General features: G+C 74.1%; 17 protein-coding genes and 1 tRNA gene. 5 read left to right on the top strand and 13 right to left on the bottom strand.

Features of this window, described 5'->3' with window-relative positions; translation table 11 throughout:
• Nucleotides 1-164: 164 nt before the first annotated feature.
• A tRNA-Asn gene (locus Sru01_RS03885) sits at nucleotides 165-237 on the bottom strand.
• Between the two features lie 213 nt (nucleotides 238-450).
• Here Sru01_RS03885 and Sru01_RS03880 point away from each other — a divergent pair.
• Nucleotides 451-753, top strand: coding sequence for a YtxH domain-containing protein (locus Sru01_RS03880; RefSeq protein ID WP_203982444.1), 303 nt, complete (start codon nucleotides 451-453; stop codon nucleotides 751-753).
• 78 nt (nucleotides 754-831) lie between these two features.
• Here the strand turns inward: Sru01_RS03880 and Sru01_RS03875 are convergent, their stop codons facing one another.
• The 3 genes from Sru01_RS03875 to dnaG all read right to left on the bottom strand — a co-directional run bounded on the left by Sru01_RS03875 (nucleotide 832) and on the right by dnaG (nucleotide 4,503).
• Complete coding sequence (locus tag Sru01_RS03875; RefSeq protein WP_203982443.1) at nucleotides 832-1,311, bottom strand: hypothetical protein; 480 nt, start codon at nucleotides 1,309-1,311, stop codon at nucleotides 832-834.
• A gap of 33 nt (nucleotides 1,312-1,344) precedes the next feature.
• Nucleotides 1,345-2,481, bottom strand: a complete 1,137-nt coding sequence (gene rpoD / locus Sru01_RS03870) for an RNA polymerase sigma factor RpoD (RefSeq protein ID WP_203982442.1) — start codon at nucleotides 2,479-2,481, stop codon at nucleotides 1,345-1,347.
• 144 nt (nucleotides 2,482-2,625) lie between these two features.
• Nucleotides 2,626-4,503 carry a DNA primase gene (dnaG, locus tag Sru01_RS03865; protein WP_203982441.1) on the bottom strand — a complete coding sequence of 626 codons (1,878 nt, stop codon included), beginning with the start codon at nucleotides 4,501-4,503 and terminating at the stop codon, nucleotides 2,626-2,628.
• Between the two features lie 142 nt (nucleotides 4,504-4,645).
• Between dnaG and Sru01_RS03860 the strand changes: the two genes are divergently transcribed.
• Nucleotides 4,646-5,653: a peptidoglycan DD-metalloendopeptidase family protein gene (locus Sru01_RS03860; RefSeq protein ID WP_203982440.1), complete on the top strand. Its 1,008-nt coding sequence runs from the start codon at nucleotides 4,646-4,648 to the stop codon at nucleotides 5,651-5,653.
• Between the two features lie 114 nt (nucleotides 5,654-5,767).
• On the opposite strand, the gene Sru01_RS03855 is transcribed toward Sru01_RS03860, so the two are convergent.
• The 4 genes from Sru01_RS03855 to Sru01_RS03840 all read right to left on the bottom strand — a co-directional run bounded on the left by Sru01_RS03855 (nucleotide 5,768) and on the right by Sru01_RS03840 (nucleotide 12,715).
• Nucleotides 5,768-7,003: a deoxyguanosinetriphosphate triphosphohydrolase gene (locus Sru01_RS03855; RefSeq protein WP_203982439.1), complete on the bottom strand. Its 1,236-nt coding sequence runs from the start codon at nucleotides 7,001-7,003 to the stop codon at nucleotides 5,768-5,770.
• A 159-nt stretch (nucleotides 7,004-7,162) separates the two neighbouring features.
• Complete coding sequence (gene ppdK, locus Sru01_RS03850; protein ID WP_203982438.1) at nucleotides 7,163-9,823, bottom strand: pyruvate, phosphate dikinase; 2,661 nt, start codon at nucleotides 9,821-9,823, stop codon at nucleotides 7,163-7,165.
• A 284-nt stretch (nucleotides 9,824-10,107) separates the two neighbouring features.
• A complete protein-coding gene (locus Sru01_RS03845; protein WP_203982437.1) occupies nucleotides 10,108-10,959 on the bottom strand; it encodes a PHP domain-containing protein in 852 nt (283 codons plus the stop codon).
• A 154-nt stretch (nucleotides 10,960-11,113) separates the two neighbouring features.
• Nucleotides 11,114-12,715, bottom strand: coding sequence for a peptide chain release factor 3 (locus tag Sru01_RS03840; protein WP_203982436.1), 1,602 nt, complete (start codon nucleotides 12,713-12,715; stop codon nucleotides 11,114-11,116).
• 291 nt (nucleotides 12,716-13,006) lie between these two features.
• Here Sru01_RS03840 and Sru01_RS03835 point away from each other — a divergent pair, with 291 nt between their 5' ends.
• Nucleotides 13,007-13,855, top strand: a complete 849-nt coding sequence (locus tag Sru01_RS03835) for an NAD(P)H-binding protein (RefSeq protein WP_203982435.1) — start codon at nucleotides 13,007-13,009, stop codon at nucleotides 13,853-13,855.
• 173 nt (nucleotides 13,856-14,028) lie between these two features.
• Here the strand turns inward: Sru01_RS03835 and katG are convergent, their stop codons facing one another.
• Together katG and Sru01_RS03825 are read right to left on the bottom strand one after the other, a co-directional pair.
• On the bottom strand, nucleotides 14,029-16,266 hold the full coding sequence (gene katG / locus Sru01_RS03830; RefSeq protein WP_203982434.1) for a catalase/peroxidase HPI: 2,238 nt from the start codon (nucleotides 16,264-16,266) through the stop codon (nucleotides 14,029-14,031).
• A 24-nt stretch (nucleotides 16,267-16,290) separates the two neighbouring features.
• Nucleotides 16,291-16,737, bottom strand: a complete 447-nt coding sequence (locus Sru01_RS03825; RefSeq protein ID WP_203982433.1) for a Fur family transcriptional regulator — start codon at nucleotides 16,735-16,737, stop codon at nucleotides 16,291-16,293.
• Between the two features lie 534 nt (nucleotides 16,738-17,271).
• Between Sru01_RS03825 and Sru01_RS03820 the strand changes: the two genes are divergently transcribed.
• On the top strand, nucleotides 17,272-17,595 hold the full coding sequence (locus Sru01_RS03820) for a hypothetical protein (RefSeq protein WP_203982432.1): 324 nt from the start codon (nucleotides 17,272-17,274) through the stop codon (nucleotides 17,593-17,595).
• Between the two features lie 215 nt (nucleotides 17,596-17,810).
• Complete coding sequence (locus tag Sru01_RS03815; protein ID WP_239136866.1) at nucleotides 17,811-18,758, top strand: SCO6745 family protein; 948 nt, start codon at nucleotides 17,811-17,813, stop codon at nucleotides 18,756-18,758.
• Nucleotides 18,759-18,916: 158 nt separating this feature from the next.
• Here the strand turns inward: Sru01_RS03815 and Sru01_RS03810 are convergent, their stop codons facing one another.
• The 3 genes from Sru01_RS03810 to Sru01_RS03800 are packed head-to-tail and all read right to left on the bottom strand — an operon-like array spanning nucleotide 18,917 to nucleotide 23,360.
• Entirely contained in the window at nucleotides 18,917-21,889 is a 2,973-nt protein-coding gene (locus tag Sru01_RS03810) for an aKG-HExxH-type peptide beta-hydroxylase (protein WP_203982431.1), read from the bottom strand.
• Complete coding sequence (locus Sru01_RS03805) at nucleotides 21,886-23,082, bottom strand: FxsB family cyclophane-forming radical SAM/SPASM peptide maturase (protein ID WP_203982430.1); 1,197 nt, start codon at nucleotides 23,080-23,082, stop codon at nucleotides 21,886-21,888. The genes Sru01_RS03810 and Sru01_RS03805 overlap by 4 nt, the downstream gene beginning before the upstream one ends.
• Entirely contained in the window at nucleotides 23,070-23,360 is a 291-nt protein-coding gene (locus Sru01_RS03800; protein WP_203982429.1) for a hypothetical protein, read from the bottom strand. Before Sru01_RS03800 ends, Sru01_RS03805 begins: the two co-directional genes overlap by 13 nt.
• Nucleotides 23,361-23,407 lie beyond the last annotated feature (47 nt).

Genomic DNA, 23,407 nt, shown 5'->3' with positions numbered 1-23,407 from the left:
TGGGAGATCCACCCTGCCGAATATTGTTCTACACCATGGGCGGCCGCCCGTCGCCCGCCGGGCGGCCGGGAGGACGGGCGGCGGCACGGCACGGGGAGGCGGGAATCACGCGCCGGAAACGCGAAACGGCCCCGGGAGGGAACCCCCGAGGCCGCCGAGACGGGCTCCCGCGATAGGACTCGAACCTATAACCTGCCGGTTAACAGCCGGCTGCTCTGCCGATTGAGCTACACGGGATCGCTGCACGCCGCGCGGTCCGGGCTGAAGCCCTTCCGTCCGGCGCGGAACTAGATTAGCGCATTCCGAGGGGTGTGTGTTCCGCCCGATCCGCCGGGCCGGTCCGGGACCGCGAGCCGCCGAGGTGACTCGCCGCGCCGGAGGACCATAACCGGCCGCCAGAGGGGTAGGGGAAGCCGAGAGCAGGATGGCAGCCGCACCCGGAGGTAGTAGATGCGATACAAATTCACGTTCGTCACCGGTATGGCCGTGGGCTACGTGCTGGGCAGCCGGGCCGGTCGCGAGCGGTACGAGCAGATCAAGCGGGCGGCCCAGCGGATGACCGACAGCCCGATGGTGCAGCAGGCGGCCGGACTGGCCGGCGCCCAGGCGTCCAAGGCCGCCGAGGTGACCAAGACGAAGATCGGCGGTGTCCTCGGCGACCGGGTGCCGTTCCTGCACCGCAACGGGTGGAGCGGCGCCAAGGACGACACGGGCACGGGCTGGCCGGACAACGAGATGAACCGGGTCACCTGACCCTCGCCGACCCCGGGCGGCCCGCGACTCCATCCGCGCGGGCCGCCTTTCCGCGTTCAGACGCCGAGCTTTCCGCGTTCAGACGCCGAGGCTGCGACGCAGCCCCGCGAGCGCCTGCTCCGCGGCGGCCCGCACCCCCGGGTCGCCGGAGTCCACGCCGCCGTCGAAGACCATCTGCCAGGACGCCTCGGCCCCGCCGGGCATCCGGCGGGCGACCAGCCGCACGCCGCCGCGCTCGCCGAGCCGCACGTGCCGGTTGACCAGGATGGAGGAGGTGACCCGCTCGCGCACCGCCTCGGGCACCCGGCCCGGTTCGGGCAGCGGCACCCGGCGCTCCTCACCGCCGGTGGTGACCACCCGCAGCCCTTCCTCGTCCCACAGCGCGTTCTCCACGCGATGCCACGGCAGCGGCCCGCCGTCCGGCAGGTGCAGCGCGCGGTCGGTGACCACCACGTACCCGCCGGCCGGGGTGCGGGCGTGCACCAGCACCCGCTCACCCCGCTCCAGCGCGACCGCGGCCGTCGCGGGCAGGCCGCGCGAACCCCAGGGAAGTCGCATGACCCGAACGCTACCCGCCCGGGCCGTGCGGGATCACTCCAGGTAGTCGCGGAGCATCTGGGCCCGGGTGGGGTGGCGGAGCTTGGCCAGCGTCTTGGACTCGATCTGCCGGATGCGCTCGCGGGTCACCCCGAACTCGCGGCCGACCTCCTCCAGGGTGCGCGGGTGGCCGTCGGACAGGCCGAAGCGCAGCTGGATGATCCGCTGCTCGCGGTCGGACAGGGTGGCGAGGATGTCGTCCAGCTGGTCCTGCAGCATGATGAACGCCGCCGCCTCGATGGGCACCACCGCGTCGGCGTCCTCGATGAAGTCACCGAGGTCGGAGTCCTCCTCGCCGATCGGCGACTGGAGCGACACCGGCTCCTGGGCGATGCGCTGGATCTCCACGACCCGGTCGATCGGCAGGTCCATCTCCAGCGCGATCTCCTCGGGCACCGGCTCGCGCCCGAGATCCTGGTGGAGCTGGCGCTGCACCCGGACCAGCTTGTTGATCGTCTCGACCATATGCACCGGAATTCGAATGGTCCTCGCCTGGTCGGCGATCGCCCGGGTGATCGCCTGGCGAATCCACCAGGTGGCGTACGTCGAGAACTTATATCCCTTGGTGTAGTCGAATTTCTCGACCGCCCGGATGAGTCCCAGGTTGCCCTCCTGGATGAGATCCAGGAAGAGCATTCCGCGGCCCACATAGCGTTTGGCGATGGAGACCACCAGTCGCAGGTTGGCCTCGATGAGGCGCTGCTTGGCCCGCACGCCCTCCCAGACCAGCTCCTCGAACTCCGGCTTGGCGATCCGCAGCCCGAGGTCGCAGAGCTTGTCCTCGGCGAACAGCCCGGCCTCGATGGCCTTGGCCAGCTCCACCTCCTCCTCGGCGGTCAGCAGCGGCACCCGGCCGATCTCGCGCAGGTAGATGCGGACCAGATCGCTGGTGGGGGCCCGCTTGCCGACGTCCTCCTCCTCCGGGCGGGCCGGCTCGTCGTCGGCCTGGGGCTCGAGCACCTCCACACCCTTGTCGGCGAGCATCCGCACGACGCGCTCCAGCGCGTCGGCCGGCAACTCGGAGCGGTCGAGCGCGGCGGCGACGTCCTCGACGGTGACGCTCCCGCGCTCCCTTCCTGTCACGACGAGATCCGCCACCTGGTCGATCGATGGCGGTCCACTTGGCAGCACCGATGCACCCACGGGACATAGTCTGCGGTACCGGCCCCGGGAAACGGCAGGCCTATTTTTGTCACAAAAGGTAAGGCCGTCGGTATTACCGAATCGATATCAAACCAAAGTTTGGCGGCGGTGAGCAGCGGATAGTAAAGTTATTTACGCTCCCACGGCGCGTTCTCTGAGCAGCCGTCGTTGTTGTTCGAGCGCGACCAGTTCCCCGAAGAGGCGGTTGTACTCCTGCTGCTGCTCGACCGGGTTGAGCCGCTCCATGCGCGCCTTGATCCGCACCAGCGCCCGGGTGACCGCGACCTCCCCCAGCCGGGCCAGGACCGCCGGGCCGTAACGCTCCTCGCTGGCCAGGTCGGTGCGCACCGGCTCGACGGCGAACCGGGTGACCATCGCGCGCAGCTCGTCGTCATGGGTCTCGGCGAGCAGCAGGTCGACCCATTCGCGGCCGCCCGGCCCGGCCGCCGCGGTGCCGCCGGCCGCGATGATCAGCTCGTAGAGCGCGATGTGCTCGGCGGCGGTGAACGCCTGCGCGCCGAGCGCGTCGAACTCCGGCCCCATGAGCACCGGCCGCTGGACGGCGAGCTTCAGCGCCTCGGCCTCCAGCCGCACCACCGGGTCGGCCTGGTCGGCGGGCCGGGCCGCCGCCGGGGCACGCCGCCCGCCGGGCCTGGCCTGGCCTGGCCGGCCGCCGGCGCCGCGGCCGCCGGCCTCCTGGATGCGGCGCAGCACCATCCGCTCGTCCATGAAGCCGAGCCAGCGGTCGAGGTCGACGGCGTAGCGCCCCCGCAGCGCCTGGTCCTTGATGCCGGCGACCAGCGGGGCGGCGGCGTCCAGCGCGGCCAGCCGGCCCTCGTTGGTGTCCAGCTCGTAGCGGGAGATGACGCTGCGGATGGCGAACGCGAACAGCGGCTCGCGGGCGGCGATCAGGTCGCGGACCGCCGCGTCGCCGTGCTTGACCCGCAGGTCGCACGGGTCCAGGCCGTCGGGCTGCACGGCGACGAAGGTCTGGGTGACGAACTTCTGCTCGTCGGCGAAGGCGCGCAGCGCGGCCTTCTGCCCGGCGGAGTCGCCGTCGAAGGTGAAGACGACCTCGCCGCGGAACTCGGCCTGGTCCAGCAACAGCCGGCGCAGCACCTTGATGTGCTCCTCGCCGAAGGAGGTGCCGCAGGTGGCGACGGCGGTGGGCACGCCGGCCAGGTGGCAGGCCATCACGTCGGTGTAACCCTCGACGACCACCGCCTGCGAGCGCTTGGAGATCTCGCGCTTGGCCAGGTCGACGCCGTAGAGCACGGTGCTCTTCTTGTAGATGGGGCTTTCCGGGGTGTTGAGGTACTTCGGCCCGTCGTCGCCGTCCAGCAGCCGGCGGGCGCCGAACCCGATGACCTCGCCGGTGATGTCGCGGATCGGCCACATCAGCCGGCCGCGGAACCGGTCGACCGGGCCCCGGCGGCCCTCGCGGGCCAGGCCGCCCTTGATCAGCTCGGCGGCGGAGAAGCCGCGGCCCATCAGGTGGCGGGCCAGCCGGTCCCACTCCGGCGGGGCGAACCCGACGCCGAAGCGCTCGGCGTCGACCTGCTCGAAGCCCCGCTCGGCCAGGAACCGCCGGCCGGGGGCGGCCTCGGGCGAGGCCAGCAGGCCGGCGTAGAACTCGGCGGCGGCCCGGTGCGCGTCGATGAGCCTGCTGCGCTCGCCCTGCTCGCGGCCGGGGACGTACCCGCCCTGCTCGTAGCGGAGCGAGAGGCCGGCGCGCTGTGCCAGCCGCTCGATCGCCTCGCTGAAGGTCAGGTGCTCCAGCTTGCGGACGAAGGTGATGACGTCGCCGCCCTCGCCGCAGCCGAAGCAGTACCAGTAGCCCCGGGCCGGGGTCACGTTGAAGGACGGGGACTTCTCATCGTGGAACGGGCACAGGCCCTTGAGATTGCCGCCGCCCGCGTTGCGCAGCTGGATATGCTCGCCGACGATCTCGGCGATGGCCGACCGCTCGCGCACGAGCGCGATGTCCTCGTCACTGATCCGCCCTGCCACGCCGCGAGTCTACGGCCCGCGGCCGACAGCCTCGCCCGCGACCAGCACAGGCTTCACATTTTCGGCAAAAGGGTCGCGAGTGCCATTGCGCTCGACTATCAAGGAAACGCTCATTTTCGGTAACGTCCGACGGGTGGAGATCATGCGAACGGGACGACTCGCCGCACTTGCCGCGACGGTGCTCGTCACCGCCGCCTGCACGGCGCCGGCCGGGGTGGCCGGGGTCAGCACCCTGCCGCCCGCCCCGGCACCGGACGCGGGCGCCGCCGCCGCCGGACCGTCCGGCACCGGCACCGGCACCGGCACGGGCCCCGGCACCGGCACGGGCCCCGGCACCGGCTCGGGGCCGCGGGAGACCGTCGAGGCGGCCGCCGCCCGGATCGCCCCGGCCACCGCGACACCGCCCGCCGAGCAGGGCGGCGGGGAGACCGGGGACGGCGAGAAGACCGCCGACACCGATACCTCTCCGGTCGCGGTACCGCCCGCGGTGCAGCCGCCGCCCGGCGACGACCCGGTCCGGGTACCGCCGCCCAAGCTCTCCCCCTTCACCTACGCCTTCCCGGTGCGCGGCTGCCGCACCAGCTTCACCGACCAGCGGCCGGTGCCGCCGCGGACGACGATCTGGACCGGCAGCGGCTGCGCGTTCGTCGCCCCGGTCGGCGGCGTGGTGCACGAGGCGGTGCGCGGCGACCGGTGGCGGGCCTCGACCGACCGCGGCATCGACCGCGAGGGCCGGCTGGTGTCGGTGCGCGGCGACGACGGCGTGCTGTACGTGGGCGCCCATCTGGCCGCGGTCGAGCCGGGCATCCGGGCCGGGGTGCGGGTGAACGCCGGCCAGACCCTCGGCCGGGCCGGCAACTCCGGCAACGCCGGGAACGGCGGGCCGAACGTGTACTTCGCGATGTCCTGGGCCACCGCGGCCAAGTACTGGTGGGTGCGGCGCGGCATGGTCGACCCGTGGAGCTACCTGGACGCCTGGAAGAACGGCAACGCCACCCTCTCCCCGGCCGGCGAGGTCGCCGGGACGCGCGCCCGGGTGGGCGCCACCCCGCCCTGCCGCACGCTGTGCTCGGGCAAGCGCCCGACCAGGAAGCCCACCAGCCGGCCCACCCCCACCGAGACCACCCCGCCGGACGTCACCCGCGGCTGACCCCGCCGGTCGTCACGCGGCGCCGGTCGTCACGCGGCGCCGGTCGTCACGCGGCGCCGGCCCCCAGGCGGCGCCGGCCGCAGGCGATGGCGGCGGCCGGCCCGGTGGCGGCGGTCAGCGGCGGGCGCCGAGGGCGCGGTGCAGGGCCACCGCGGACACGTCGGTCAGCGAGGCGATCTGGTCGATCACCACGCGCAGCCGGGCGGCGTCATCGGCCGCGCCGGTGAAGGCCTCCCGCAGCGCCGGCTCCAGGCTCTCCGGCGCCCGCAACATGATCATGGAGGCCAGCTCGGCGATCAGCTCGCGCTGGCGGGCCTGGTTGGCGTGGTGGTCGTCCCGGGACATCACGTAGTGCGCGGTGACCCCCTTGAGCAGCGCGCACTCCAGCCGGACGGCCCGCGGCACGAGCAGGTCGGCCCGGTACCGGGTCAGCCCCGGGCCGTAGGCGGCGAGCGTGGCGGCCTGGGCGGCCAGGCAGAACCGGCCGATGAGGGCGCTGGTCAGCGACTTCAGCGCCACCAGGTCGGCCATGGTGCCCGCGAAGCCGGCCGGCCACAGCGGCGCGGCGAGCAGGCCCGCCAGGGTCTCCTCCAGCTCGGTCAGCGAGGCGTCCGGGGCGTACCACTTCAGGGTGCGCTCGCACACCTCGCGCCGCTGCCCGGGGTCGCGCAGCAGCGCCGGGGTGAGATGCCCGGAGTGCAGAGCGTCCTCCAGGTCGTGCACCGAGTAGGCGACGTCGTCGGACCAGTCCATGACCTGCGCCTCGAAGCTGACCCGGCCCTCCGGCGCGCCGCGCCGGATCCAGTCGAACACCGGCAGGTCGTCGGGGTACACGCCGAACTTGGCCCCGCGGGCGGACGTCCAAGGGTACTTGAGCGAGGAGTCGAGCGTGGCCCGGGTGAGGTTGAGACCGGCGCTGCCGCCGCCCGGGGCGAGCACCTTGGCCTCCAGCCGGGTGAGCAGCCGCAGGCTCTGCGCGTTGCCCTCGAAGCCGCCGCACCGGGCGGCCAGCTCGTTCAGCACCGCCTCGCCGTTGTGCCCGAACGGCGGGTGGCCGAGATCGTGCGCCAGGCAGGCGGTCTCCACCAGGTCGGGGTCGCAGCCCAGCGCCTTGCCCATCTCCCGGCCGATCTGCGCGCATTCCAGGGAATGCGTCAGCCGGGTACGCGGGATGTGCCGCCCGTGGTCGGCGACGTCCCCCGGGCCGACCACCTGCGTCTTGGCGGCCAGCCGGCGCAGCGCCGCGCTGTGCAGCACCCGCGCCCGGTCGCGCTCGAACGCGCCGCGCTCGCGGTTGCCGGGGCCTTCCGGCACCCACCTGGCCTGATCGGACTGTCCGTAACCTTCCATTGCTAGCCGGATGGTACCCCCGTGCGGCGCGCGAGACGGTGAACCTCCTGGAAACCGCTGATGTCCGGGGTGAACTTCGCACATCCCGGCGCGCACCGCGCACCGCGCGTCCCGGTGATGTGCCCGCGGCCCGGCCCGCCCCCGGTAAGGCGGGCGGGGTCAGCGGGTGTCGCTGTCGCCGCCGGCCAGCGCGGCCCGGCCGGCCTCCAGCCGGGCCACCGGGACGCGGAACGGCGAGCAGGAGACGTAGTCCAGCCCGATCCGGTGGCAGAAGCGCACCGACTCGGGGTCGCCGCCGTGCTCGCCGCAGATGCCGAGCTTGATGTCCGGGCGGGCCCGGCGGCCCTCCGCGACGGCGATCGTCATCAGCCGGCCGACGCCGTCGGCGTCGATGGTCTCGAACGGGGACACCCCGAAGATGCCCAGTTCCAGGTAGCGGGAGAAGAACGCGGCCTCCACGTCGTCGCGGGAGAATCCCCAGGTCATCTGGGTCAGATCGTTGGTGCCGAACGAGAAGAACTCGGCGGCCTCGGCGATCTGCCCGGCGGTCAGCGCCGCGCGCGGCACCTCGATCATGGTGCCGACCAGCGCGGCCACCCCCACCTCGGCCAGGATTCGCCGGGCCTCGTCGCGGACGCCCTCCAGCTCCTGAACCGCGCTGACCAGCGGGATCATGATCTCCGCGCGCGGGTCGCCGCCGGCCGCGCGCCGCTCGGCCGCCGCCTCGGCGATCGCCCGGACCTGCATCTCGAACAGCCCCGGGATGACCAGGCCGAGCCGGACGCCGCGCAGGCCGAGCATCGGGTTCTGCTCGTGCAGCCGCCGGACCGCTTCCAGCAGCCTGCGGTCCCGCGGCGACGCCTCGTCCCCGGCCAGGGCGACCTGCACCGACAGCGCGGTCAGGTCGGGCAGGAACTCGTGCAGCGGCGGGTCGATGAGCCGGATGGTGACCGGCAGCCCGTCCATCTCGGCGAAGATCGCCGCGAAGTCGGACCGCTGGAGCGGCCGCAGCGCCTCCAGCGCCGCCTCGCGCTCGCCGGCGGAGCCGGCCAGGATCAGGTCCTCGACCAGCCGGCGCCGGTCGCCGAGGAACATGTGCTCGGTGCGGCACAGCCCGATGCCCTGCGCGCCGAAGCGGCGGGCCCGGGCGGCGTCCTCGGCGTTGTCGGCGTTGGCGCGCACCGCCAGCCGCCGGCCGGTGTCGGCGTGCCGCATCAGGCGGTCGACCGCCCCGACCAGCTCCTCGCCGCCGTCCCGCCCGGTCTCGAAGTACTCCACCACCGGCGAGTCGACCACCGGTACCTCGCCCTGGTACACCTCGCCGGTGCCGCCGTCGATGGAGATGACGTCGCCGTCTTCGATGACCAGGCCGCCGGGCGCGGTGAACCGGCCGCCGGCGGCGTCGACGTCCAGCTCCTCGGCGCCGCAGACGCAGGTCTTGCCCATGCCGCGGGCCACCACGGCCGCGTGCGAGGTCTTGCCGCCGCGGCTGGTCAGCACGCCGCGGGCGGCGATCATGCCGACCAGGTCGTCGGGCGTGGTCTCCCGGCGGACCAGGATGACGTCCTCGCCCCGGTCGGCCAGCTCCTTGGCCCGGGCCGGGGTGAACACCGCCTTGCCCACCGCGGCGCCGGGCGAGGCGTTCATGCCCTTGGTGATCAGCCGCCGGTCGGCGCCGGTGTCGAACCGGGGGAACATCAGCTGGGCGAGCTGCTCGCCGGTGACCCGGCGCACCGCCTCGTCCAGGTCGATCAGGCCCTGGTCGACCAGCTGGACCGCGATGCAGAACGCCGCCGCCGCGGTGCGCTTGCCGACCCGGGTCTGCAGCATCCACAGCTTCCCGCGCTCGATGGTGAACTCGATGTCGCACAGGTCGCGGTAGTGGTTCTCCAGCGTCTCCATGATGCCGAGCAGCTCGCGATAGCAGGCGGGGTCGATGCGCTCCAGGTCCTGCAGCGGCACGGTGTTGCGGATGCCGGCCACAACGTCCTCGCCCTGGGCGTTCTGCAGGTAGTCGCCGTACACGCCCTGGCGGCCGGAGCCGGGGTCGCGGGTGAAGGCCACCCCGGTGCCGGAGTCCATGCCGAGGTTGCCGAAGACCATGGCCACGATGTTGACCGCGGTGCCGAGGTCGGCCGGGATCCGCTCCTGCCGCCGGTAGACGACGGCGCGTGGCGCGTTCCACGAGGAGAAGACCGCCTGGACGGCCAGGCGCATCTGCCGGCGCGGGTCGGCGGGGAAGTCCTCGCCGGTGTGCTCGCGGACGATGCCCTTGTAGGTCTCCACCAGCCGCTGGAAGTCGGCCGCCGACAGGTCCAGGTCGTCGGGCACGCCCTTGTCGCGCTTGGCGGCGGCCAGGGCGTCCTCGAACAGGTCGCCGTCGATGTCCAGGACGGTCTTGCCGAACATCTGGATGAGCCGCCGGTAGGAGTCCCAGGCGAACCGCTCGTCGCCGGCCTGCTTGGCCAGGCCGTGCACCGATTCGTCGTTGAGGCCGATGTTGAGGACCGTCTCCATCATGCCGGGCATGGAGTACTTGGCACCGGAGCGCACGCTGACCAGCAGCGGGTCGTCGGGCGCGCCGAGGCGCTTGCCCATGGCCCGCTCCAGCGCGGCCAGGTGCGTGTCGATCTCGCCGGACAGCCCGTCGGGCAGGCCGCCCTCGGTCAGGTAGTGGCGGCACGCCTCGGTCGTGATCGTGAACCCCGGCGGGACCGGAAGGCCCAGCCCGGTCATCTCCGCGAGATTGGCACCCTTGCCGCCGAGGAGATCTTTGAGATCCCTGTTTCCCTCGGTGAAATCGTAAACGTACTTGGGCACTCGAACGCCTCCCACGACTTCGACGGCGCATGTTCCCGCCGCGCTTGCCGGGACTCTACCTATTTTTCACACGACGGAACGTCACCACCAGGTCAAGAAGACGTTCTCGCTGGTAGAGCCATCATGGCGGTCTAATCCATTTGCCCGGCGACCGCATCGCGCGGAAAAACCAGCGCTGCCGTACGGAATGGTATGAACCAATTCACCCGCCGGCCCGCCGCCGATTCAAGGGCGGTAATTGGTGTAGACCACAGGCCCTTTTTCGCGGCCGGAAAGGGACCGGCTCAGCCGGCCAGCGGCGGGGTGCCGGTGGCCGCGGCGGCGAGTTCCTCGTACACCTCCGGGGCGGTGGTGAACGCCCCCAGCCGGACCGTCTTGTTCTCGCCGTGGTAGTCGCTGGAGCCGGTGACCCGCAGTCCGAGCTCGCGGGCCAGCGCCCGCACGTGCTCCTGGTCGGCCGGCTCGTGGTCCACGTGGCCGGCCTCCACGCCCCACAGCCCGGCCGCGGCCAGCTCGGCGATCAGCGCGTCCGGCACGATGTGCCCGCGGCTGCCCGCCCGGGGGTGGGCGAGCACCGTGACGCCGCCGGCCGCGCCGACCAGCCCGATGGCGGTGAGCACGTCCATGTCGGTCTTGGGCAGCCGGTAGCGCCGCCCCAGCCACTCCGGCGCGAAAGCCTCGTTCACCGAGCCGACCAGCCCGCGGGCGACCAGGGCCCGGGCGATGTGCGGGCGGCCGACCGTGGCGCCGGGGGCCTGCCCGCGGATCTCGTCCATGCCGACGTCGATGCCGTCCGCGTTCAGCAGCGCGACGACGTTCTCGGCGCGCACGTCGCGCGAGCGCCGTACCCGGGCCAGCTCCGCCACCAGCGGTGGATGGCCGGGGTCGAACAGGTAGGCCAGCAGGTGCAGCCCGACCGACTGCCCGGCGCCGTACCACCGGCCGGACAGCTCGGCACCGCGCACCAGCGTCATCCCGGCCGGCACCGCCGCCGCGGCCGCGTCCCAGCCCGCCGTGGTGTCATGGTCGGTGATCGCCACCACGCCCAGCCCGGCGGCCGCGGCCGCCGCCATCAGCCCTCCGGGGGCGTCGGTGCCGTCACTGGCGGTGGAGTGGCAGTGGAGATCGATCCGCATAACCCCAGCTTCTCAGCTATTCGCCGACAAACCAGGCCGAAACCCCATTAAGTGCCGTCCGGCGTGTCCCGCCGGCGGACGGCACCGCGAGCGCGCCCGCCCGGGACGGTCGGCGTCCGGGCGGCCCATGCGGGCACGGCGGCCCCGGGGACGGTCAGCCGCCGTCGGCCGGCTCCGCCGTGGTGTCGGCGATCAGCGGCCGGAGCACCAGCCCGGAGATCTCCCGCTGGATGAACCGCATCCGCCACCGGTCGGCGAACAGGGCGAGCAGCGCCCCGTCGTACCCCCGGGTGAGCACCTCGGCACCACGCTGGCCGGCCAGCCGCTCGGCCGAGGCCGCGTCGGTCACCCGGGCCACCGAGTAGTCCAGCCGGTCCAGGCTGATCTCGGCGCCGAACTCGGCGGCCAGCCGGTGCCGCACCACCTCGAACTGCATCGGCCCCACCGCGGCCAGCACCGGTGCCTGGTCGCCGCGCGCCGGTGACCGCAGCACCTGCACCACCCCCTCGGCGTCCAGCTGCTCGATGCCGCGGCGGAACCGCTTGGACTTGCCGCTGTCGCGGACCCGGGCCACCGCGAAGTGCTCGGGCGCGAAGCTCGGGATGGGCGGGAACTCCACCGCCGGCCCTTCGTACAGGGTGTCGCCGGGGCGGAGCGCGCCCGCGTTGACCAGGCCGACCACGTCGCCGGGGTAGGCCTCGTCGACGGTGGCGCGCTCCTGGCCGAACACGGTCTGGGCGTACTTGGTGGCGAACGGCCGGCCGGTGGCGGCGTGGGTCAGGACCATGCCGCGCTCGAACCGCCCCGAGCACACCCGGACGAAGGCGATGCGGTCGCGGTGCGCCGGGTCCATGTTGGCCTGCACCTTGAACACCAGGCCGGACATCGGCGCGGCCAGCGGGCGGGGCCGCTCGCGCACGTCCAGCCGGGCCTGCGGGCGCGGCGCCAGCTCGACCATCAGGTCCAGCAGCCGGGCCACCCCGAAGTTGGTCAGCGCCGCGCCGAACAGCACCGGCGTCGACTCGTGCGACTCGAACCGCTTCTGGTCGTGGTCGGCGCCGATGGCGTCCAGCAGCGCGCGCTCCTCGTCGGCACGGGTCCAGTCCGCGCCGAGCTCGGCGGCGGCCTGCCCGGGGCTGAGCTCGGTCTCCAGCGCCCGGGTCGCCCCGCCGGGCGTGCGGGTGTACCGGACGATCCGGCCGCCGGGCCGCTCCACCACGCCGTGGAAGTCGCCGGCCACACCGAGCGGCCAGGTCACCGGGGTCGGGCGCAGGCCGGTGCGCTCCTCCACCTCGTCCAGCAGCTCCAGCGCCTCGCGGCCCGGCCGGTCCCACTTGTTGACGAACGTGATGACCGGGATGCGGCGGTGCCGGCAGACCTCGAACAGCTTGAGCGTCTGCGGCTCCATGCCCTTGGCGGCGTCGATCAGCATGACCGCGCAGTCGACCGCGGCCAGCACCCGGTAGGTGTCCTCGGAGAAGTCGGCGTGCCCGGGGGTGTCCACCAGGTTGAAGACGTGGTCGCGGTACTCGAACCGCAGCGCCGCCGAGGTGATCGAGATGCCGCGGGCGCGTTCCATCTCCATCCAGTCGGAGGTGACGCCGCGCCGCTCCCCCTTGCCGTGCACCGCGCCCGCCTGGGTGATCGCCGAGGCGTGCAGCGCCAGCGCCTCGGTCATCGTGGACTTACCGGCGTCCGGATGGCTGATCACCGCGAACGTCCGCCTGCGAGCCGCCTCCGCGACGACGTCCCTCACCGGCCGGTCCCCTCTCCCGGCGGGCGGCCGCGCCGGCCCGCTCCTTCGACTCCGACCTCCGGCCGGCGGGCCGGAGGCTGTCCGGCCGACGCCCGGATGGCGTTTCGTGACCGACTCTGTAGTATCCCGCACCCTGGCGACCACCGCGTCCCGGCCCGGTCGCCCGCCCCTCCCGGCCCTGGCGTCGGCTCGGGACCGGCCGGACCGCCGGGTTGACCTGAACCTCGGTTGATGTTCCACGCTGGTGCCGGCGGCGACCGCCGCAGCGAGGCGAGCGAACGAGGAGTGTCCATGATCCTGGTAACCGGGGCCACCGGGAACGTCGGGCGGCACGTGGTGCAGATGCTGCTGGAGCGGGGCGCCAAGGTGCGCGCGCTGACCCGCGACCCGGCGCGGGCGGACCTGCCCGCGGCGGCCGGCGTGGCCCGCGGCGACCTGGCCGATCCCGGGTCGCTGGACGCGGCGCTGGACGGGGTGGACACCGTCTTCCTGGTCTGGCCCACGCTGGCGGCCGACCACGCCGCGCCCGCCACGATCGCCGCGCTCGCGGCGCGGGCCCGGCGGATCGTCTACCTGTCCACGCGCGGGGTCACCCCGGACACCGAGCCGGTCCCCGGGTCCATTCTCGGCTCGCACGCGCTGCTGGAGCGGCTCATCGCCGGCTCCGGGGCGGCGCACACCTTCCTGCGGCCCGGCGGGTTCGCCGCCAACACGCTGATGTGGGCACCGCAGATCCGCCAGACCGGGGATGTGCACTGGGTGTACGGCGACGCGGGCCGGTCCCTGATCCACGAGCGGGACATCGCCGCGGTGGCCGCGCACGTGCTGACCACGCCGGGACACGACGGCGCGGTGTACGAGCTGACCGGGCCGGAGACGCTCACCCAGGCCGAGCAGGCGGCGGCGATCGGCGAGGCGATCGGCCGGCCGGTGCGCTGGGTGGAGCTGGACCCCGGCCAGGCGCGCGAGCAGATGGTGGCCGGCGGCATGCCGGTCGAGATGGCCGCGACGATCATCGCGGGGCAGGCGGCGATGGTGGCCGCGCCCGAGCCGGTGCTGCCGACCGTCGAGCGGCTGATCGGCCGGCCGGCGACCCCCTACGCCCGGTGGGCCCGCGACCACGCCGACGACTTCCGCTGATCCCGGCCCCCGCCGGCCCGGTCCCGGAGGCCCGCCCGCTGAACGGCGTCCGGCCCGGCCGCGCGGCGGCCGGGCCGGACGTCATGACCCGGTCGGACGCCTCCCGGGCCGGCGGCCCCGGTCACCGGGCGGTGCGCCGGTGACCGGGTCCGGCCGGGAGGCGTCCGGCGGGCTCAGCGCCGGGGCAGGTCGTACCGGTCGAGGTTCATGACCTTGTCCCACGCCTTGACGAAGTCCCGGACGAACTTCTCCTTGGCGTCGTCGCTCGCGTAGACCTCCGCCAGCGCGCGCAGCTCGGAGTTGGCGCCGAACACCAGGTCGGCCCGGGTTCCGGTCCACTTCACCTCGCCGGTCGCGGCGTCGCGGCCCTCGAAGGCGTTCTGGTCCTGCGACGTCGCGTGCCAGGTCGTGCCGAGGTCGAGCAGGTTGACGAAGAAGTCGTTGGTCAGCCGCCCTGGCGTCGCGGTGAGCACGCCGTGCGGCGACTCACCGTGGTTGGCGCCGAGGACGCGCAGGCCGCCGACCAGCACCGTCATCTCCGGCGCGCTCAGGTCGAGCAGGTTGGCCCGGTCGATCAGCAGGTACTCGGCGGGCAGCCGGTGCCCCTTGCCCAGGTAGTTGCGGAACCCGTCGTGGGTCGGCTCCATCGCGGCGAACGACTCCACGTCGGTCTGCTCCTGCGAGGCGTCCACCCGGCCCGGGGTGAACGGGACCTGGACCTCGAACCCGGCGTCCCGGGCCGCCTGCTCGACGCCGGCCGCGCCGGCCAGCACGATCAGGTCGGCCAGCGAGATCCGCTTGCCGCCGGTCTGGGCGTCGTTGAACTCCTGCTGGATCTCCTCCAGGACGCGCAGCGCGGTCGCCAGCCGGTCGGGGTCGTTGGCCTCCCAGCCGATCTGCGGCTGCAGGCGGATCCGGGCGCCGTTGGCGCCGCCGCGCTTGTCGCTGCCGCGGAACGAGGCCGCCGACGCCCACGCGGTGGCCACCAGCCGCGAGACCGGCAGCCCGGCGGCCAGCACCCGCTCCTTGAGGGCGGCGACGTCGCCGGCGTCGACCAGCTCGTGCGTCACCGGGGGCAGCGGGTCCTGCCAGAGCAGCACCTCGGCCGGGACCTCCGGGCCGAGGTAGCGCTGGATCGGGCCCATGTCGCGGTGGGTGAGCTTGTACCACGCCCGGGCGAAGGCGTCCGCGAACTCCGCGGGGTTGGCCAGGAAGCGCCGGGAGATCTGCTCGTACACCGGATCGACCCGGAGCGCCAGGTCGCTCGTCAGCATCGTCGGCGGGTGGGTCTTGGCCGGGTCGTGGGCGTCGGGCACGGTGACCGTGCCGGCGCCGCCCTTCGGCCGCCACTGGTTGGCACCGGCCGGGCTCTTGAACAGCTCCCACTCGTGGCCGAACAGCATCTCGAAGAAGCTGTTGTCCCACACGGTCGGGGTGGGCGTCCAGGTGACCTCCAGCCCGCTGGTGATCGTGTCACCGCCCTTGCCGGTGCCGTAGGTGTTCCGCCAGCCGAGGCCCTGCTGCTCGATCGGCGCCGCCTCCACGTCCGGGCCGACGTTGTCGGCCGGGCCGGCACCGTGGGTCTTGCCGAAGGTGTGGCCGCCGGCGATCAGCGCGACGGTCTCCTCGTCGTTCATCGCCATCCGCCGGAACGTCTCGCGGATGTCGCGCGCCGAGGCGAGCGGGTCGGGGTGGCCGTTCGGGCCCTCGGGGTTGACGTAGATCAGCCCCATCTGCACCGCGGCCAGCGGGTTCTCCAGCTCCCGGTCACCGCTGTAGCGCTCGTCGTCGAGCCAGGCGGTCTCCGGGCCCCAGTACACGTCCTCGTCGGGCTCCCAGACGTCGGCCCGGCCGCCGGCGAAGCCGAAGGTCTGGAAGCCCATCGACTCCAGCGCGACGTTGCCGGCCAGGATCAGCAGGTCGGCCCAGGAGATGTTCCTGCCGTACTTCTTCTTGACCGGCCACAGCAGGCGGCGGGCCTTGTCGAGGTTGACGTTGTCCGGCCAGCTGTTGAGCGGGGCGAAGCGCTGCTGGCCGGCGCCGGCGCCGCCGCGGCCGTCGCTGATGCGGTAGGTGCCCGCGCTGTGCCAGGCCATTCGGATCATGAGCGGGCCGTAGTGGCCGAAGTCGGCCGGCCACCAGTCCTGCGAGGTGGTCAGCACCTCGGCGATGTCCCGCTTCACGGCCGGCAGGTCGAGGCTCTGGAACGCCTCGGCGTAGTCGAACTCGCCGCCGAACGGGTCGGTCACGACCGGGTTCTTGGCGAGGATCTTCAGGTTGAGCCGCTCCGGCCACCACTGGCGGTTGCCGCCGCCCTGCGTCGGGTGCGCGGCGCGATCGTGCGCGACCGGGCAGCCGCCCTCGTCGCCCCCCTTGGGGTCGGCAATGATCGCATCATGGTTCTCAGACATGGGAATCCTTCCGAACTTCTCGGATCACAGTGCTCGGGAACTGCGGGCGGTGGAGCACCCGGGGCACAGCCCCCAGTAGATGACCTCGGCCTCGTCGATCACGAAGCCGTGGTCGTCGGACGCCGTCAGGCAGGGCGCCTCGCCGACCTCGCAGTCGACATCGGCGACGGTGCCGCATGACCGGCACACGATGTGGTGATGGTTGTCCCCCACGCGTCCCTCGAACCGGGCGGGGCTGCCGGCCGGCTCGATCCGGCGGACCAGCCCGGCCGCGGTGAGGGCGTGCAGGGCCTCGTACACGGCCTGGAGAGAGATGTGGCCGACCCGCTCCCGCACCCCGGCGGCGACCGCCTCGGCCTCCAGGTGGTCACCGCCCCGGACGGTCTCCAGCAGGGCGACGCGGGCGGCCGTCACCCGCAGCCCGGCCGCGCGCAACTCCTCGGCGGCGGTCGGTGTCCGGGGTGTGGTCATGGCGCGGAACCTGCCTTCACAAACACGAATGGTACAAGAGAGCGAGCAACTCAACTCTAGCCGATCCGCCGGTCGACGCCACCCCGCGGCCCGTTCCGGCGGACCACCACTCCAGCGGCGGCGGCCCGCGCCGGCGGCCGGCGCGGGCCGTCCGGCCGCCGGGCCCACCGCCGCCAGGGCATCCGGCTCCCACATGATCACCAAGCTAACCGGCACCCCCTGACGCGCCCCTGACCCCCGCCCCCCTGCTCCTCGACCTCCTAGGCGGCCCCGCCGACGCACGCCGGGGCCGCGTCGACCGCGACCGGCGCCGTGGCCTTGCGGCACGCGAGCCCCTCAGGACGCGCCGGCCCGCCGGATCGGGTCCTGGCCGCGCAGGCGGGAGATCGGGCATCGACTCTCTGGACCGCCCTGCGCCACCGGCGACCGAGATCGGCGACAGAGATCGGCTCCGCACCGCGACGGGTCCGTGACCTGAGGTGATCGTCCGGCTAGCTTGATCATGATCAAGTCGATCCGCGAGAAGGGAAGATCATGCACAGGTTCCTCCATACCGCCGGAACGGCCCTGGCCGGAATGGTGATCGCCGGCGCCGGGTTCGGCCTGCCGGCGGCGCCCGCGTCCGCGGCGGCCCGGACCGCGCCGGCCACCGGCTCGGCGGTGGTCTGCCCGGCGGCCGAGGCATCCGCCGCGACCCGCCCGTACATCTGTTTCCTGCGGTACTGCGACCCGTACTGGTGCTACTACGACTGCTATCCCACCTATTACGCGCGCAAGCGGGGCGACCGGCCGTCCACCACCATCCGCCAGCCCCGGCCCGCCCAGGGCCGGCCCCCGGCGGAGATCAGGTCGCCCTGACCCCGCCGTCCGCCGCGGCCGGCCGGGTGGCGTGACCCCGCCGGCCGCGCCGGCCCCTTCGGGCCTCCACCTCCCCCGAATCCCTCCGGTTCCCTCGCATCCCCGCGCATCGCCCAAGGCGGCCCGCCCGCACCGGGTCCCGTACCCGGGCCCGCCACCACAGACCCGCACCGCATCCCGTCTCGACTGGACATTCGATAGTTCTACTATCTAATATGTCGGACCATCAGCACGACGCGGTGTCCGGCGAGCACCGGACCGGTATGGAGAGGGTGGGGACGATGGGTGAGGACCCCGGGTTCGCGCGGCGGATGTGGCACCAGCTGGAGCCGGTGCACGCGCCGTTCTGGTACGGCCCGGAGATGCTCAAGGAGGCGGCGGATCTGGGGTTCCCGGTGCACAGCCGCTGGCCGAGCTACTTCGCCTGGCGCGCGGCCCCGCTGGGCGAGGCGAGCGCCGCCCTGGTGAGCGCGGCCTTCTACAGCTTCAGCCCGCGCATGGTGGCCGAGCACATCCCGGCCGCCTGGGCCGTCGCGCCGGCCCGGCGGGTGCTGGCGGGCCGGCTGCGCGCCGTGGACCGGATGTACCGCACCATGCTCGGCGACCGGATCACCGACCCCGGCCTCGCCGAGGCGGCCCGGCTGGCCCGGGCGGCGGCCGAGGCGGCCGGTACCGCGGGCCGCCCGCTGGCCGCCGCCAACGCGGCGCTGCCCTGGCCGGACGAGCCGCACCTGGCGCTGTGGCAGGCCATCGGGGTGCTGCGCGAGCACCGCGGCGACGGGCACATCGCCGCGCTGCTCACCGCGGAGCTGGACCCGTGCGAGGCGCTGGTGTCGTTCGCCGCCGTGGGCGCCGCGCCGCAGGAGACCTTCGCGAGCCGCGGCTGGACCGCCGAGGAGTGGGCCGCCGCCCGGGACCGGCTCGCCGCCCGCGGCCTGCTGGACGCGGCCGGCGCGGCCACCGAGCGCGGCCGGGCGCTGCGCGAGGAGGTCGAGCGCCGCACCGACGACCTGGCCTACGGGCCGTGGCGCGCGCTCGGCACCGAGCGGGCCGAGCGGCTGGCCGAGCTGGTCATGCCGCTGCTGGTCGCCGCGCTGGAGTCCGGCGTGCTGCCGACCGCCAACACCCTCGGCATCGGCCGCATCCCCGCCCCGGCCCGCTGAGCCCGGCACGACCGGCGGCCCGGCAGGAGCGGGCCCCCCGGATCGCCGGCTCGCCGGGACCGGTGGCCGCCAGGCGTCCGGTGCCGCGATCCCGGCGGGCCGGCCGCAGGTAGGGCCGGCAGGCGGCTCCTCCCAGGGTCGCCGGTCGGAGTCGCCGGTCAGGGAGCGAAGGTCAGCACGAAGGGGCACTCGGGGCCGTGCCGGTCGCCGCGGGCCTGATGGCCGCCGACGTAGGCGTCCCCCGCGTACACCCGGATGACCTCGCCGTCCAGCTCCAGCCGGTCCCCGGACGCCAGCAGCCGGCACAGCGGGTCGTCCTCCTCGATCGGGTAGAGCGACTCCACGCCCCGGTAGGCGATCGTCACCACGCCCTCCCCGGCGTCGTCCCGCGTCACCGACTCGTCGTGGAACCAGTACATGCGCAGCTCCGACACGCACAGCAACGGCTTGCGCAGCGCCCGTTCCATCGCCGCCAGGTACTCCGGCAGCTCCCCGGCGACGGCGTCGCGCAGCCGCCCGGCGAACGCGGTGGTGGCCGGGCACGCGTACGAACAGGGCATGTACGGAACCAGGCCGTACATCGTGTGGCGCAGGAACGGGTTGCACCAGGCCGACGGCTCGCCCTTGGTGGCCAGCAGCGCCGCGTAGTAGGTGTTGTCGTCGTGCCAGTTGTTGCGGTGCCGGAAGAACTCCTGGCAGCAGGGCGGGTAGCCGAGCGCGTCGCCGAACTTGTCGTGGTCGGCGCGGTGCTTGTTGACCACCTTGCCGCCGATGACCAGCGGGTACCATCCGGCGCCCACCACCCGGTCGAGCGCCGCGCGGTCCCGGGCCAGGAACACGTGCGCCTCGGTGCCGGGCCGCAGCTCCGGGCTGAACCCGGCCCGGGTGGTGGTCAGCTGGTCGGGCGGCACCTGGGCGAGCTGCGGTGAGTGCCGGTCGAAGCACGCGTCCACGTGGTGAACCAGGCCCAGCCGGTCGGCGGCGCGCAGGAACGCCGGCCACCCGGCCGGCGGGATCCACACGTCCATCGCCGGCTTCAGCCCTTGGGCGACCGCGATGAGCGCCGGCAGTTGCCCGCCGCCGGTCGCCGCGACGAAGTCCCGGTACCGGCTGTGCCGCAGCTCGTCGGCGACCGCGTCGCCGGTGGGGCCGGCCGCCGGGCCGGACGGCTCCGGCCCGGCGGGCGGCAGCGCCAGGCCCCAGTTCCGGGCGGCCGGGGTCCGGCGCACGTCGGTGGCGGGGTCGGGCACCCGGCCGGTGGTCAGCAGGTAGGCGGTGTGCGCCAGGATGTACAGCGCCTCGGCGTGCCGGCCCAGGTGCCGCAGCGCGAAGGCGTAGCACTGCCAGAAGTACGGGCTGCCCGGGTCGTGCGCGACGCACGCCGCGTAACGCGCCGCCGCCTCCGGATGGTCGTCGCGGACGTAGGCGGCGTGCGCCGCGGCCAGGTCGGTGATCAGCGAGGCGCCGGCCGGCGCGGGCGGCAGGACGAGCTCGCCCCGCTCGCTCAGGTGGCGCACCCGTTCCAGCAGGGAGTCGCCCGGGTACCAGCGGCGCAGGATGGCGCCGGCCGTCCACCGTTCCGGCAGGCCGAGCGCCCGCAGGGTGCGCGCCTCCAGCTCGGTTCGCGCCCCGCCGTCCGGTCCTGCCTCTGCCACCGGACCGGACGAGCCCGCCACCCGGGTCACCGGCCCCCCCGAACCCGCCCGGCCCACCCGGTCCGCCGGATCCCGGCCCGCCGGATCTCGGTCCGCCGGGTCTGCCGGTGGAAGGGCCGCCGCGCCCGACGATGCGGTCGCCGGCCGGCCGGCGGGCTCGGCGCGGGCGCCCGGGGGTGCCGGATTCGCCGGGCCGTTGCGCGCGGCCCAGCGGGCCCGGTGCTCCCGGCGCGCCGCGTCGATTCCGCGGCGGTCGGCCGCCGGCGGCGCGGGCAGGTCCCCGGTCGCCTCGGCCAGCCGCAGCTCCAGCGCCGCGGCCAGCGCCCGGCCGAGCGGCGAGAACGCGTCGCGCTCGCGCAGCCCGGCCAGCCCGTCGCGCACCTGGCCGGTCAGCTGGTAGGCGCGGGTGATCACCTCGGCGGCGGGCAGGCCGCCGGTGCCCGGCGTGCCGAGCGCGGCCCGGTAGAAGTGCAGCACCGACACGAAGGTGTAGACCGCCTGGAGCAGCCCGCCGAGCGGGCGCGGGTCGTCCCGCCAGGGCGAGTAGTGCACGGCCTCGCCGGTGTCGCCGGCGATGAGCGGGTCCAGCATCATCAGCGCGTACAACTTCTGGTGCCCGTACTCGTGGACCAGGGCCTCGACCGTGGCCACCTCGGTGCCGAGCGCGAGTGCGACCAGGCCGGGCGCCTCGCGGAAGCTGCCGCTGACGTGCGTCGAGGCGTCCGGCGCGCGGATCGGCACGATCGCCCGCAGCCCGCCGGCCAGCTCGGCGTGCAGCGGCTCGTGCACCCGCCGCACCGTCGCGAAGCACTCGTCCAGTTCCCGCCGCCACCGCTCGGCCTCCGGCGCTGCGAGCACGGCGAAGTCGTAGCGGGTGCGGCCGCCCAGCCGCAGGTCGGCGTCCAGCCAGTTCAGCTCGGGGCCGGCCGCCAGGTGGGGCACCCGGTCCAGGTGCGGCCCGCCGGCCGGCTCGCCGGCCTCGACGGCGAGCGTGGTGCGGGCGTACGGGGTGGCGCCGCGCGGCCGCAGGGCCAGGCCGGCGCCGGGCAGCGCGACCCGCCCGTCGCGGTCGGCGCGGACGGCCGCCGGCGGGGATGAGCCGCCGGCCAGCACCGCCGCGCTCGCGGCGAACCGGGCGAACTCCCGCAGGTGCGGGACCAGGTGCATGCCGGGGAAGCGCTCGTGCGCGCGGCGGCGGACCAGGCTCCACGCCACGTCCACCCAGAAGCCCGCGCTCGGATGGCCGAGCACCCGCCGCTGCACCGGGCCGGGGGCGGTGCTCAGCACGGCCAGGTGCTCGGCGTACCCCGACTCGGCCAGGCAGTCCGGCCGGGCGTCGGCGAGCAGGTCGCGCAGCCGGCGCAGCCCGACCAGGGTGTCGTAGTAGCGGGCGGCGAACACCGCGCGGTTCGGGCCGGTGCGGCCGGCCGGCGCGGCGAAGGAGGCGATCGTGGTGGTGTCGAGTCGGACGGTCACCGCGCGGGCCTTTCGGTCGGGGGCCGGGACACCTCGCGCAGGTCGGCCAGCACCGTGCCGGTGACCGTGCGGATGAGCTTCATCAGGTCGGCGCAGTAGACCGAGGTGTTCTGGAAGCCGCCGCGCCGCGAGTACCGCTGGGGGAAGTAGCCGCCACCGCAGACGCGGACCACCTCGCAGCGGCGGCAGGTCTCGCCGAGCGCCCGCCAGCTCTCCTGGCGGGCGCGGACCAGCGGGGAGGCGAGCGCCGCGTCGAAGTCGTGCCGGAAGATGTCCAGGCCGAGCCGGCAGGCGCCCGGATAGGTCACCTTGAGCGTGTCGACCGCCTGGATCTCCCCGTCGGTCTCCACCACGATGAAGTCGACCGCCTGCAGTCCCCACTCCTCGGAGCTGCGGGTGGCGCCGAGGTAGAGCGCGATGATGTCGCGGAACCGGCGGATGCGCAGCGGCTGCGGCCGCTCGCGGTACCAGACCTGGAAGATCTCCAGCAGCCAGTCGGCGTACGGGGTGCCGGTCAGGCTGTGCTCCTTGCCGGGCGGCCGCAGGTCGTGGTGCCCGAGCGGCAGCAGGAAGTCGATGGACGGCGGGCCGAACGAGCGCAGGTAGGAGTAGCACTCCAGCGGGTCGGCGGCCAGGTCGATCACCGCCAGCACGCCGCCCCAGTACGGCCGGCCGCGCTCGCCGCCGAACAACTCCAGCGCCCGGGCCACCTCGTCGAACGACGACCGGCCGGCGTGGTCGCGCCGGTGCCGGTCGTTCACCGCGCGCGGGCCGTCGACGCTGAGCCCGAAGGTGACGTCCCACTCCTGGCAGAAGTCCAGCACCTCCTCGGTGAGCGCGGTGCCGTTGGTCTGCCCGTTCCACCTGATCCGCACGTCCGGGGCGTGCCGGGTGACCGCCTGGCACAGCGCCCGCAGGTAGTCCACCCCGAGCAGCAGCGGCTCGCCGCCGTGCAGCACGAAGTCGACCTGGGCCAGGCCGTGCGCGACGGCGTGCTCGTTGATCCGCCGGCCGAGCTGGGCGGCCGTCGCCAGCGACATGCGTTGCGGCTGGGCGCGCCAGGACTGGTCGGCGTGCCGGTAGACGTAGCAGTAGTCGCAGTCGAGGTTGCAGCGCGAGGCCACCTTGCAGATGAACGACCGGAACGGCTCGGCGCCGGTGACCGCCGCCGGCCGCCCGGCTACGTCGCCCACGAGGTGGAGCTGTGCGAGCTGAAGGAGGAGAACGACGAGAAGGAACTGAAGGAGGAGAACGAGCTGAACGAGCTGAACCGGCTGTGCGAGCTGTGCGAGCTGAAGATCTGCCCCACCGGCGAGCCGCCGGCGGTGATGTCGCGGCCGGAGCCGTAGATCTCCTGGAGGATCGCGCCCAGCGCGGTGCCGTCCAGCGCGTCGATGTCGGTCAGATCGAGGTCGGGTAAGTCGAGCTCGATCTCGGTGCCCTGCTCTTCCGGGCGGTGGCCCTCGTCCATCGGCTGCCTTCGTCTCTCGTGATCGGAAGCGGACGGCTGGTGGATCC

Origin of the sequence: Sphaerisporangium rufum (assembly GCF_016863395.1) — a bacterium.
In the GTDB taxonomy this organism is placed as follows: domain Bacteria; phylum Actinomycetota; class Actinomycetes; order Streptosporangiales; family Streptosporangiaceae; genus Sphaerisporangium; species Sphaerisporangium rufum.
This window is presented reverse-complemented; position numbering and strand designations above follow the sequence as displayed.